Below are 12,645 nucleotides of genomic sequence, written 5' to 3'. Positions count from 1 at the left end.
GAAAGACCGAAAAATGCGAGTAGCGCACATCGCCGTTTGTGCCAGCACATCGCGAATTGCGTTGAAACTCACAAGGAAAACAATCGGCCGACCGAGCCGCACCTCGCGGCCCTTTATCCTGCCAATCTCTGCCCCCGCATTTGCGGCCAATCCTTCCGCCGCAATGTCCGCGACGGAACAGGCCGGAATGCAATCGAGGAGGAATCTGCCGATCATCGCAAGGCCGGTGAAGTGCGCTGAGCGAATAGCCCGGGAACAGCGGGGTTCGGCCAGAAACGGCTCTCACCTGGCCATGGCTGGATCGCGGTCAGGTCAGCAACAGAATTGCCCGTTAGCGACTGCATTGTGGACGAATGAATCGCCGCAAAGGTGGTCTCTGCATAGCCATTGCCATTCAATGCAGCGGCGTTCCGAATGTAATGGGTATGCGCAAAAAGCGCGGTACTGCGTGAGGTGCCTCTGTCTCTTCCTTGCTGTGCACACCTCGGACTGGGAACTGAGTCATTGATCAGCGGCGCGAGTTTCCTGACGTAGTCGACCGTCTCGCGTGGCAGAGGACGGCCGGTGGACAAATGTTCCTTGTACCGTCCAGGGCCGGCATTGTAAGCGGCAAGAAAGCCGCGGCGCCCGAAGGTGTCGAGCATTTCGCGAAGATACGCAGCGCCTGCAAGGATGTTGTCACGCGGCTGATAAGGATCGTCGCCGAGTCGGTGCTTGATGCGCAGTTCTTCCCAGGTCGCCGGCATTATCTGCATCAGCCCCATTGCGCCCTTTCTTGAACGCGCTCGAACATCGCCGACGCTCTCGACATGCATGACGCCGGTAAGCAAACGCTCCGGAATGGCGAACCGTTTAGCCGCTTGCCGGATATGCCGCGACCACTGGCCAGCCGACAAGATCGTGCTCTCGGAGTGAGCCGACCGTTCACCATGAGAGCATGCGTTTGCAACAGCTTCCGGAGTCGCGAAGGCGAGCACGATGCATGTGGCAATCCTTGTCACACCGCTGTGGACGGCATCCCGCCGACCCCGGAACCGATGAGCTGCCAGCCCGCTACGGTGTTCACTTCCGTTAAGCGCGACGCCTCGCTGGCCCGACCAGCTTTGCCAAAACGCTGATGAAATCGGCCTCTGGAGTGACAAGCAAGTGTCCGGCCGCCTCTGATGTTCGTCGCGCGCTGCTGCCGGACTGGCGATCCTCTCCAAGGCTTTGGCCGGCGTCCGATCGGTCAAAGGCGTTGACGAGCAAGATTCATCGAAGGGCTCAAACAGCATCTGTTCAGCCTCGCCCCTCGCGCTTCGGTGACCGGCTCCAGTGCAGGCTCCAGACGCGGTTCTCGGCGTCGGACCGGAATAGCTTCGCGCGGATAGGCTGCGTAAAAGACGGGTCGTCAATTGAGACGGAGATATAGTCCCCAGCCTTGTCGCCGGTGCGGTCCCACGCCGCGCCGACCGCCATTCCCTCGCAATAGACGAGGTGGTCGGGCGCGTTTTCGGTTTTGGATTTCTCAGCAGGCAGGATGGCAATCTTCGCCTCGATCGTCAGCGTTGAGAGATTGCCGAAGAAGCCGTCATCATTGCGTGTGAAAGTGCCGATCTGGGGCATTGCAGTGCTCCTTTCATGAGTGTTTAGTGAGCGTTGAGCCGAGACGTGACGGTTCGCCGGGAAAAGCCGTTGGTGACATCCAGCGCCGGAGTGGCGCGTTCCGCGGTCCAGACGGGAACCGCGCGGGCAATAATCAATGAGAGCGGGAGCGGACCGAAATAGCGGCTGTCAAAACTTCCAGTAGCGTCCGGGTTCATGAGGAAGACCTCGCCGTCGGCGATCTCACGGCAGCCCCGCCAACTGGGCAGGGGTCGACCGCGGCTGTCACGCTCGCGTGCATGCCCATAGGTCCTGCCGTTGACGATGATCGCTGTACCTTCGCGGCAGACTGTCGTGCCCCCGTGTGCCAAAACCTGCTTCAGGAGCGGCACGTTTTTCGGCAGATATCCGCGTCTTGCCATGAAGGCCGCCAATGGCTCGGGCGGCACGATGACGGCGATGCTGGCAACACGGATTTTGTCGGCCGGCAGGGTGCGATAGAGCCCGATGGGGACGCTCGCGGACGCGTTCCAGATAGCCAGCGGCGGATGACTAATCCACGGCGGCGCCGCGGCGAGCACTGAGCCGCCAACCATCGCGGCGATGATCTTCATGCGCTTGCTCATGACTCGATCCTGGGGCGCAACAGGGAAACGTTACGACGCTTGTGCCTGTAGAGACTCGGGCGCTCGCATGCGGCCATCCAGCTGTGGACGCGTTGACCAGGCCACATCAAGGCCGCCGTTTGGTGCTGTCTCGTCGCGAGCAGGCGCTGCCGCAATCTGGTGGCGTGGGCGTGGATGGTTTGCGGCGCGGCCCAGACCAGAATGTCAGCGTTCCAAATCGTTGCCATGCCGGGCACATACGCCACCTCAACGCAGGACGGTTGCTTGTCCGCATGAGAATGGATCGGTGTCGGGCGGCGGGATTTCACCAATAGGGCGAGCAGCCACACCACGAGATCACGCGTACCGCGTGGAGCGAAGCCAGACGAGTAAAGGTGAGACGGCGCAAGCTGCTGCTGAATGGTCTCGGGATACTGCATTTCATTGTGCCACAGATCAGGAGCTGCGGTCGCGCCTGCTGACATAAGCCGGCGCGCGGGCTGCATGGGGTTTTGCCGGCGGAACATTGGTCGCATTCGCATCGCTGGTGGAGGTGCGTGCGCCGAGCTCTATCCAGGCATGCAAGTCGTCGATGTCATAAAGGACGCGTCCGCCGATCTTTCGGTATTTTGGCCCGGTGCCATAGGTCCGGTGCTTTTCGAGAGTACGGGCACAGAGCCCGACGATGGGTGCTGCCTCCTTCGTGCGCAGGTATTTTCGGGGCGCGTCCGCGGGACCCTTCGACATTTGCTCGATCTCCATTCGGTTGTGCTGTCATCCTGGCCTGCCGGGACGCGCAAAGCGGACCATGCTCGAATGGGCAAAAGAGAGGGAGGGCAAAGATCGGGGGGCGTGTTGTTGCTACCCCTAAGAAGGACTTCGGCGGCCGGACTTCCCGCTGCGACTGTGGGGGTACAAGAGAAGATCGCGATAGCCGCCAGCGACTAAAAAAGCTGCACGGCGCAAGATAGCCCGGACCTTGTGCCGGAGATGATGATCACGCCAGTCCCGCGGTACAATCGGCTCTCGCGACAACAGCACCTCCGCGATCTGACGATAGGTTGCACCCATGTGGCGACCATCATGCGCGCGCAAATTGAGGATGTGCCTGACCTTGGTCTGTTGCGGTAGGGAGCCGTAGGATGGACTGAAAGCTCGGCCGTTCAACGCCCGCCAGAGCCGGCGCGCCGCATCGAGCCGCGTCTCAAATGCAGCGTCGAGGGGCAGATAGATAGCATCGAATTCGCCGGAGCGGTCTTCGCAGACCAGATGGCTCTTCCCGGTTGAAGCAGACCAAAGAATGTGAAGTCCTTCCTCCTGCTGCCAAACCCTGGCTCCGATAAGTCTGAAAGGCCGAATTCTCTGATGAGAGGGGCTGATGGAGGCGGACATCCGCGTGGCCCGCAGCACGCGCGGCGAGGCCTGTTCTGTCCAGACGATATTGTCAGCCTGCGGAAATTCGGCACCGGCAGTTTTGAAATCGCGCACCCCAACGGGCAGCGAAGTCCCGCTGATCGACAGGATCTCCGGAACCTGAGAGCCGCGAGGCGATCTGGCGGCACTCGGCGATAAATTTATTGTTCCGGATCAGATACTCGGCGGCGAACTCCTCAGCTTGGTAGCTGCACATGTGCACGTAGGCCGCCGGTTCGGTCCAATCGCCCTGCACGGTTCCTGTCCTCTCCGCATAACCGCATCTGAGGCCCCGGCACCAACATTCAGAGTGATGAACAGATTTGAATAGTTGGAGAGTCGGCAAATCGTTGCGCAGATTCAGCAAAGCATGACAAGGCGCTCAATGGGGAGCGCCGCCGGCGAGAAGGTACCGGTAGCCGCTGGTCGTCATCCATCGCGCGCGTGCAAGATGGCTTTCCCAAGACCTGAACGCCCGCTCAGGCTCCTGTTCTGGGTCAATGTGCAGAACGATCCTGGCCACCTCTCGCCAATCGGCATCTTCCGCCGCCGCATCAAGCAGGCGAATGTAGGTAAGTAGCCGCTCCTCATCATAGCCGGTCAGGATCGGGTCATCCGAGGCCGTGTCGGCGACATCAGGATCGAGCAGTGGCTTGAGCAAGCGATTTCCAATCGTCTAAGTCAATTTGTCGAGAATACTCCGTGGCTGAATACTCGACAAGCATTGCACTCGCGGACATGGAAATACGCGAGGTATTTGCGCGCAATCTGAGGCAGCACCGAAAGGCGGCGGCGCTTTCGCAAGAAGAACTTGCCCACCGTGCGGACGTTGATCGCACCTATATCAGTGCGTTGGAACGCAGCGTCTACGGCGCGACGATAGACGTTGTCGACAAGTTGGCAAACGTTCTCGGCATCGAGGCCGCAGATCTGCTCAGACGTCCCGCACCAAATGTTCAAAGATGATACTTGCTTCAGCGTCCACAAGTTAAAGACAGCTCCCGCCCGGTTCGCGGGCGGGAGCTCGCGGCTTTCTCAATCGCGGTTGCGGCGGCCGTTGGACCGGGACCAAATGAGGCTGTGGCCTTCTCCGTCCTCATCGTCGAAGAGGTTGGCGTAGATCGGAGCGGTGAAGCTTGGATCGTCCAACTTCAGGCCGAGATAGTCGCGGCCCTCACTGGAGCGCTTGGCCCAGGCGGCGCCGATCTCGACCTGCGCTACGAAGACGCGATGGCTGGGGGCGCTGTCGCCGGAGCGGTTTGCCTCGGGCACGATGCGGACGTCTTTGGCCTGAAGCGAGAGGGTGACGATTTCGCCGTTGAACTCGTTGTTGCCGGTCTTTTTGAACGTTCCGATGGTCGCCATGAGCCTTCTCCTTGTACTCTGTTTCGAGCCCGCACCATTGCGGCCTCGATGGCGATCTGCGGGCCGGAGGCAATCGACGCCGCATCGCTTGCGACCGCAGCATCAGCGGAGGATGACAGCCAAGCGACTTTGTTGTTTCGCGAGGAATGACGGCGAAGCCGGCAGGGGAAGAAAGTCGGTCGGCGTCATTGCGGCTTAGGCGATTGAGGCGAAGCCGACCTTCGGCCAGATCAGCCCATCGAAGAGGTCGTTTGGAGCGGCCGGCCCGATAGAGGCATCAATGGAGGATCTCATGCGAAACCATCGCACTGGCGAAAGCCGGTTACCACCATCACCGCTGTCGATGCTTCCCCGAGAAGGCTTCCGGGAACAGCAAGCTGGTGCTGGCACCGCGCTTGAGATGCGCATGCCGTGGCTCAAGGGCTGACGTGCATCGCCAGAGATTCGCCATCTTTGGAACAGGAAGGCAGTCGTGGCAAATCCGAAGCGCGCGTCGCGCGATGTCGCGTCAGCGGCAACGGAAGCAATGCACAGATTTGTCAGAAACAGCATCCGATCCGCCTCGGTCCTCGGTGCGTTCGCCCCGATCCAGGGCCCGTCCGGTTAAACGGACGTCACCATCTCGCCTGTGATGCCGGCTGCGAAGCAGCTGAAACGTGGAAGGTAAGCGTGATCGCGTCGCGCACCTGCGCATGGACGTGGACTTGAATACCCCAACAGACGGAAGCGCCGGAGCGGAAAATTCGGCATCCCGAACCGACGCAGTCGACCGAACTGGAGGAAGCCGCCCGGCCGACCGCTGCCGTGTCGTGCAACGGACTAAAGATAGGAGAGCGGCGCTATGCGCCGCTTTCCCTGGGGCGGAAGTCGAGAACTGGGATGCCGAGCTTCTTGGCCTTGTCGGCAAGATTGTCCTGTATTCCAGTCCCGGGAAAGACGATGACTCCGATCGGCAGCACGTCCAGCATGGCGTCATTGCGCCTGAACGGGGCGGCTTTCCCATGCTTTGTCCAATCGGGGGCAAAGCCGATTTGCGGTACCTTGCGATGGTCGGCCCAGCAGGAGGCGACTTTTTCGCCACCTTTCGGCGATTTCCCGTGCATCAAGACCATGTCAGGATGCCTGGTGCGGACCTGGTCGAGCTTGGCCCAGATCAACTGGTGATCATTGAAGTCGAGACCGGCGGTGAAGGCGATTTTCGGACCTGGTGGCAAAAGGACTTCCTGCGAGGCGCGTTTCTTGGCGCTGAGAAAATCGCGGCTGTCGATCACCGCAGAGGTAACGTTGCGATGGTTGACCATTGATCCGCTGCGCGGTCGCCAGCTCGATCCGGTGTGGCGCTCATAGTGCTCGGCGGCCTGATCGCGCATCAGTTCGAAGGCGTTCTGCCGTTCGATAAGGGTCTGTCCTTCGGCCGTCAGGCGCTCCAGCTCGACCGACTTCACTTCGCTGCCGTCCTGCTCACGCTGGCTGCGGCGCTGCGCCTGCTCGTTATGGTCAAGTTCACGCTCGATCCGATCTGCGGCGCGGTGAAAGACGTTGACGGTCGACCAAAGGAGATGGTCGAGGTCGGGCTCGAGGCGGGTATCTTGCAGGGTTGCGACGAACGCGTCGAAGATGTCTACAATCGCTCCGGCGACGCGGTGGCCCTCCGGAAGCGGTCGGGGATCCGGCTCATCCGCGAACGGCCGGTAGCCATAGAGCTGGAGTTCGGTGAGGGCGTGGTCGATCGGTGAAGACGAATGCTGCGGTTCGTAGTCGTTATGCTCGCTCATTTGGATGCTCCGTCGGTTGGACCGCGACCCCCGCGGCCTTCATGGCGACGAAAGCCGGCGGGCGGGACGGCTCTGCACCCGCAGCGAAGCGGAGGGCCGGAGCGTCAGCGCAGGAGGGCGCGGGCCGGCTATTTTGCTTCGCGATGGAAAGCGCTCCCTTGGGAGCGCGCCGGAAAATAGTCGGCCGAAGACATTGCGGGGCCGGGTCGTTTGCCGGCCGATCGCCCTCTTGAAGGCCGGAGGCGCGGTTTCTCTCCGATCTCAGGAGCACCTGAGCAATGCCACGACAGCGGGGAGCGGCCGGTTCCGGGCTAGGCCGCCACTGGCATAAATCGGGCGATGTCCTGCGGGGCGAGTTGGACCCGGGCGCGCGCTCGAAGATCAGCGACGCCGAACCTACAGAGATCTTCGTTGAAATCGCCAAATGCCGGCGAGAGCACGATCGCCTCGATCCCGGCAGCATTTGCTCTTTCGATCAAGACATCACGCGCGCCGTCACCGGCTGGATCGGGGTCACGGACGATGTAGAGCCGTCTTAGGGTGACGGGGAACAGGATGGCAGCAAGATGCGCGGCCGAGAGCGCTGCGGCCATGGCCATGTCGGGCAAGACACACCGAAGTGACAGGACCGTCTCGATGCCCTCGCCGGCCGCCATGACTTCGCCGGGCCGACCAAAGCGAACCGCATGCCCGAGAAGGTCGCCCATAGCGCGCCTCGGGGTATCTACTGGTGCCTTGCCCGTACCGGAAGGGTCAATCCAGGTGCGATGTGCGCCGGTCAAATGACCGCTGACATCAGTGACGGAAGCGATCATCGCCGGCCAGGTCTCAGTCCGCGAGTGTTGGTCGGGCCGGTAATAGCAGTGGGGGTGAAAACGCAGGCTTTCGGTCCCGTGCAAAGCAGTAATACTGCGGTTGCGCAGATACGTCTCTACGACCGTGCCTGCAATCGGCAGCGAGACCGCAAACAGCCGACGCGCTTTCTCAGACGTGTCCGACGGCGCGGCCAGCAACTTCAACCGGGTTGATGTCTGCTCTGGTTCGGGATGCGGTAAGCCGAGAAACGCTATTGCCTCATGGGCAACGTCCCTGAAGTCGCTCAAGCCGCGGCTTTCGCGGATGATATCAAGAAGATCGCCATGCTCCCCTGTCGCCGCGTCAGTCCACTTGCCGGCTGCGCCCCTTCCGCTGTGCGAGCCGACGAGCCGCACGAACATCGAGCGGCCCGGCGTGTTTCGGACATCGCCGACAAGCCAGTAGCGGCCCTCGCGATGTCCGTTCGATAGGTAGTGGCGACAAACCGCCTCGGCCTGCCGGCTGAGGCGTTGCGCTAGGTTGGACGCGTCGTGCCGGGGCATCATGCATCCTCCCGCGTGTCGATGCGTCGCACGGGATAGCGCTCCAGCAGCTTGCCCAGAATTGCGGGGCCAGATGCGTCGGTGGGCACGAACATGCGCAGTTTCCACGAGATGATCTCGCCGAAGAGGCCGTAGGTCGAAAGGCGCTCCCGCATGGTGTCGTTGAAGTCCGCCAGTTCGATTCGGTTGACGCCCATGATGCGGCTGCGCCGAAGCTGCAGACCTTCGGCAAGGTCGAGGATCGTTCTGCCGCCCAAAAGAGCGCTGAAGGCATCACTTGCCGTGAGCGAGGACGAGTCTGTCGCCAATGCGCCAGAGATCCATGCCGGTGAGACCTGGAGACCGATGATGCGCTCGCCATCGTCGGTCTGGAGTCGGTACACACGTGAGAATTCCTTGGGTAGACGCTTCCAGATCGGCAGCAGCATGCCGGCAACGACATGGATGGTGCTGTCCGTGAACTCCGGCACGTCGGCTGTCTCGGCACGCCAGGCGTCAGCGAATGCAGCCTGCTCAGCCTCAACCCAGTGGCTCTCCGCCATCATCTTCAATGACGCCTGATGGTGATCCATCGGCCGGATCAGTCGGACACGCAGTTCGATCTCGCCACTGTCGAGCATCAGCGCGGGCGCCGGCACCTGCACGGCGGCGCGGCCGGATCGCTCGTTGACCAGGAGCTTCGCGCGGGCATCGCGAAGCAGTGCGAGGGCATCGGCAAGTGAAACGGGTCGGTTGCGCTTGCGCTGGGCGATGGTCAGCAGTCGCGTCTCCGCGCCGGTGGCCGCATGGACATGGACGACGCGTCTCTCGGTGACGACGAAACTCTCCGCCCGTAACGTTTCCAAGCCGATATCGTAGGCACCGGAGGCGATGGCGCCCTCGATTTTCGCATGGAGCAACTGCTCGAAGGCCGTGAACAGGACGGTCTGAAGCGCGATGCTGAGCGCCAGCAGCCGATTGAGGAAGGTGGTGACTGGCGGCAGCTCGTCCTTGATGCCGTTGGAATCCGTCAGCGTGAGCCCGGTCACTTCCTCGAACGTCTGGAGCGAGCAGCCCTCCACCTTGCCGCGGACCAGCAGCAGATAGAGCTGCCGCAGCGCGTCGCGGGCATAGTGCGACTCCAGATTGTCCTCGGGGCGAAACAGGCCTTGGCCGCCGGTTTGGCGCTGCCCACGCGTAATAGCGCCCAACGTATCGAGCCGCCGGGCTATCGTCGAAAGAAAGCGCTTCTCAGCTTTCACATCGGTAGCAACCGGCCGGAACAGCGGCGGCTGTGCCTGGTTCGTGCGGTTGGTGCGACCCAAGCCCTGGATGGCGGTATCGGCCCTCCAGCCCGGCTCGAGCAGATAGTGAACTCGAAGGCGGCGGTTCTTGGCAGTGAGGTCAGCATGATAGCTGCGGCCAGTGCCACCCGCGTCCGAAAATACCAATATGCGCTTGCAGTCGTCCATGAACGCCTGTGCCTCGGCAAGATTGGCCGATCCGGCGCGGTTCTCGACGACCAAGCGATCGATGCCTCGTGTACTGGTCTTACGCACGACGCGGCGCGACCGACCTGTCACCTCCGCCACGTTGTCGGTGCCGAAATGCTGTACGATCTGATCTAGTGCCCCCGGGACGGGGGAGAGCGAAGCAAGGCGCTCGATGAGGCGATCGCGGCGGGCGACCGCTTCGCGGCTCTCCACGGGTTGGCCGTCACGATACACGGGACGTGAGGACAAATTGCTTTCGCTATCGGTGAACGGCTCATAGAGTTGCACCGGGAACGAATGCTGCAGATACGAGAGGACGTACTCGCGTGGCGTGATGTCAACGCGAACGTCGTTCCACTCCTCGGTTGGAATTTCCGCGAGACGCCGTTCCATCAGCGCCTCGCCGGTCGAGACGATCTGGATGACGGCGGCATGGCCTTGATGGAGGTCGCGCTCGATCGAGCGGATCAGGGTCGGCGTCTTCATGCTGGTCAGCAAATGGCCGAAAAAGCGCTGTTTCGTGCTCTCGAAAGCCGAACGTGCAGCCGACTTTGCCTGACGGTTCAATGTGCCGGTCTCGCCTGTGACATTGGCGGCCCGCATCGCGGCATCGAGATTGTTATGAATGACGCTGAACGCCCCGGCATAGGCGTCGTAGATGCGGGTCTGCTCCGGGGTAAGCTTGTGCTCGACCAGCTCGTATTCGACACCGTCGTAAGAGAGCGATCGGGCCGTATAGAGACCGAGTGCGCGAAGGTCCCGGGCCAGCACCTCCATGGCGGCAACACCGCCAGCTTCGATCGTCTCGACGAACTCGGCCCTGGTCGCGAAGGGCAAATCCTCACCACCCCACAGGCCCAAACGCTGTGCGTAGGCGAGATTGTGGACCGTGGTTGCACCCGTGGCCGAGACGTAGACGATACGGGCGTTCGGCAGGGCGTTTTGGAGGCGAAGCCCAGCGCGTCCCTGCTGCGAGGCGGCGACATCGCCGCGTTCTCCCTTGCCTCCTGCGGCGTTCTGCAATGCATGGCTCTCGTCGAAAATGATCACTCCATCGAATTCGGCGCCCAACCACTCGACGATCTGCCGCACACGCGAGACCTTCTCGCCGCGCTCGTCGGAGCGCAGCGTTGCGTAAGTGGTGAATAGGACCCCTTGATCGAGATGGATGGCCTTGCCTTGCGGGAACCGCGACAGCGGCGTGACCAGCAGACGCTCCATCCCGAGAGCAGACCAGTCGCGCTGCGCATCTTCGATCAGCTTGTCGGATTTGGAGATCCATACCGCCTTGCGGCGGCCCTGCATCCAATTGTCCAGGATGATGCCGGCGGACTGGCGGCCCTTGCCGGCGCCGGTCCCGTCGCCGAGCATGAAGCCCCGGCGGAATCGCACGGCGTCTGCGGCATCGTCTTTCGCGGCAGAGACAAGGTCGAAGGTGTCATCCACCGTCCAGGAACCGGCGAGGAACTCCGAATGAGCCTCGCCCGCATAGATCACCGTTTCGATCTGGGCGTCCGACAAGGTGCCGTCGGTGACAATGTTGGCCGGAAGAATCGGCCGGTAGCTCGGCTTCGGCGGGGCAACGGATGCCATTGCGGCCGATTGGACCAGCTTGGTCGGATGCGGATGGGCGCCCGGAATGCGGATCGCCTGCAACAGGTACTTCTCATAGATCGCATCGGTGATGTGCCCACTCTCGGCAGGCGTCCAGTCCAAAGTCTCGTAAGCAAGCTCGACGCGTTGCGGCTCGGCGAGGCTGCGAACGGGAGATGAGGCCGCGGATCTGGCGACATAGCCGCGCACCGTGCGCGCCGTGGATCCCAGCGCCTTGGCGGCCTGCCCAAAAGCCGACGCGCCGACCGGCAGCCGCGCGGGAACATGCTTGTCAATCCAGGCGATCAGGGTGGCGACATCCGTCGCCGTGCCGGCTGATTCCGGAAGGGTGCCTGGATTGTCGGCCGGCAGTTTGTCGATGACGGTCAGTCGAGTCTCGACGGTCGTGCCATGCTTGGCGAAGACGGCGCCGTTGATCGCGGCGGTGAACACCAGGCGACCATGCTCCTGGAGCCTGACGAAGGACTCACGCCAAGAGGGCAGCTCGGGAGAAAAATTTGCGCCGGTAATGGCAACCAGCCGTCCCCCTTCGGCGAGCCGGGCCAGAGCGGAGCTAACGTGGCGATAGCCGGCGTCGGATATGCGGCCGCTGACTTTGGCAAGCACCGAGAACGGGGGGTTCATCAGCACGACGCTGGGCAAAATGCCGGGATCGAGATGATCATCGATCTGCGCTGCGTCGAATCGGGTAACGGTGATGGCCGGAAAGAGCAAAGAAAGGAGCCCGGCGCGGGTTCCGGCCAGTTCGTTGAGCAGCAATGTGCCGCCGCTGATCTCGGCCAGAATAGCAAGTAGCCCGGTACCGGCGGAGGGCTCCAGCACGCGGTCGGCAGGGCTGACTGCTGCGGCGGTCACGGCCGCCAGACCGAGCGGAACGGGGGTGCTGAACTGCTGAAGCGCTTCGGTCTCTTCGGAGCGGCGCGTGTGAGTTGGCAACAGGCCGGCGATCTTGCCGAGCATCGGTAGGGTGGCGGCTGCGGAACCGGCTTTGCGGAGAAGCGATTTCCCGTATTTGCGCAGGAACAGCACCGTCGCGACTTCGCAAGCGTCATAGGCTGATTTCCAGTCCCATGCGCCGGTTGCATCGGAGGCGCCGAAGGCAGCTTCCATGGCGGAGCGAAGCTTCGAGGCGTCGACGCGCTGACCGCGTTCGAGATGGGGAAGAAGGAACTGCGCCGCACATTGGATGGCAGCGCATGGTTCGACCGCCGGGGATGAGACAAGCGGAAGCGGCACCGCCGAAGGGGCAGTCTTGGAAACGTCAAGCATGGAGAAAACCTCGAGGAGAGCGGAACGGGGTTGAACCGGGCGGCCCTCTCTCTCGACCAATCCGGCTCAAATCCGTCCTGGTCGGCCTCTCCCCCTCTGGAGCGGTCTGTCCGATAGCGGACCTTCTTCGATCCGGGCACTACGCCGCTGCACGCCGTCAGCCCAATGGATGGCAGTCACTAGCCGGGCG

The 12,645-nt window shown here is 62.2% G+C and carries 12 protein-coding genes; 1 reads left to right on the top strand and 11 read right to left on the bottom strand.

Translation table 11 applies throughout. From position 1 onward, the window contains the following. Positions 1-212: 212 nt before the first annotated feature. From NKI19_RS16915 to NKI19_RS16885, 7 genes are all read right to left on the bottom strand, one after another. A complete protein-coding gene (locus tag NKI19_RS16915; protein ID WP_352489733.1) occupies positions 213-896 on the bottom strand; it encodes a lytic transglycosylase domain-containing protein in 684 nt (227 codons plus the stop codon). A 382-nt stretch (positions 897-1,278) separates the two neighbouring features. Further along, positions 1,279-1,605 carry a DUF736 domain-containing protein gene (locus NKI19_RS16910; RefSeq protein ID WP_352489734.1) on the bottom strand — a complete coding sequence of 109 codons (327 nt, stop codon included), beginning with the start codon at positions 1,603-1,605 and terminating at the stop codon, positions 1,279-1,281. Between the two features lie 23 nt (positions 1,606-1,628). Beyond that, a complete protein-coding gene (locus NKI19_RS16905) occupies positions 1,629-2,210 on the bottom strand; it encodes a S26 family signal peptidase (protein WP_352489735.1) in 582 nt (193 codons plus the stop codon). A gap of 435 nt (positions 2,211-2,645) precedes the next feature. After that, the gene (locus NKI19_RS16900; protein ID WP_352489737.1) at positions 2,646-2,936 is read right to left on the bottom strand and encodes a helix-turn-helix transcriptional regulator; all 291 of its coding nucleotides are present in this window, start codon (positions 2,934-2,936) and stop codon (positions 2,646-2,648) included. A 120-nt stretch (positions 2,937-3,056) separates the two neighbouring features. Continuing rightward, the gene (locus NKI19_RS16895) at positions 3,057-3,677 is read right to left on the bottom strand and encodes a DUF2285 domain-containing protein (RefSeq protein WP_352489738.1); all 621 of its coding nucleotides are present in this window, start codon (positions 3,675-3,677) and stop codon (positions 3,057-3,059) included. After that, positions 3,634-3,819: a transcriptional regulator domain-containing protein gene (locus tag NKI19_RS16890; protein ID WP_352489765.1), complete on the bottom strand. Its 186-nt coding sequence runs from the start codon at positions 3,817-3,819 to the stop codon at positions 3,634-3,636. The genes NKI19_RS16895 and NKI19_RS16890 overlap by 44 nt, the downstream gene beginning before the upstream one ends. Before the next feature lie 165 nt (positions 3,820-3,984). Then, on the bottom strand, positions 3,985-4,263 hold the full coding sequence (locus NKI19_RS16885) for a DNA -binding domain-containing protein (protein WP_352489739.1): 279 nt from the start codon (positions 4,261-4,263) through the stop codon (positions 3,985-3,987). Positions 4,264-4,340: 77 nt separating this feature from the next. Here NKI19_RS16885 and NKI19_RS16880 point away from each other — a divergent pair, with 77 nt between their 5' ends. Continuing rightward, positions 4,341-4,568, top strand: a complete 228-nt coding sequence (locus NKI19_RS16880) for a helix-turn-helix domain-containing protein (RefSeq protein WP_352489766.1) — start codon at positions 4,341-4,343, stop codon at positions 4,566-4,568. 69 nt (positions 4,569-4,637) lie between these two features. On the opposite strand, the gene NKI19_RS16875 is transcribed toward NKI19_RS16880, so the two are convergent. The 4 genes from NKI19_RS16875 to NKI19_RS16860 form a co-directional block, all read right to left on the bottom strand. Then, positions 4,638-4,967, bottom strand: coding sequence for a DUF736 domain-containing protein (locus tag NKI19_RS16875; protein ID WP_352489740.1), 330 nt, complete (start codon positions 4,965-4,967; stop codon positions 4,638-4,640). Between the two features lie 839 nt (positions 4,968-5,806). After that, positions 5,807-6,742, bottom strand: a complete 936-nt coding sequence (locus NKI19_RS16870; protein WP_352489741.1) for a DUF2493 domain-containing protein — start codon at positions 6,740-6,742, stop codon at positions 5,807-5,809. Positions 6,743-7,053: 311 nt separating this feature from the next. Further along, the gene (locus NKI19_RS16865) at positions 7,054-8,100 is read right to left on the bottom strand and encodes a DUF7146 domain-containing protein (RefSeq protein WP_352565739.1); all 1,047 of its coding nucleotides are present in this window, start codon (positions 8,098-8,100) and stop codon (positions 7,054-7,056) included. After that, positions 8,100-12,455 (bottom strand): strawberry notch-like NTP hydrolase domain-containing protein, encoded by a 4,356-nt coding sequence (locus NKI19_RS16860; protein ID WP_352489742.1) that lies wholly within the window; start codon positions 12,453-12,455, stop codon positions 8,100-8,102. The genes NKI19_RS16865 and NKI19_RS16860 overlap by 1 nt, the downstream gene beginning before the upstream one ends. Positions 12,456-12,645: the final 190 nt, after the last annotated feature.

The organism is Mesorhizobium sp. M0751, from assembly GCF_040320265.1.
Lineage (GTDB): Bacteria > Pseudomonadota > Alphaproteobacteria > Rhizobiales > Rhizobiaceae > Mesorhizobium.
The sequence above is the reverse complement of the archived record's forward strand: the minus strand, read 5'-3'. Positions and strand labels throughout refer to the sequence as shown.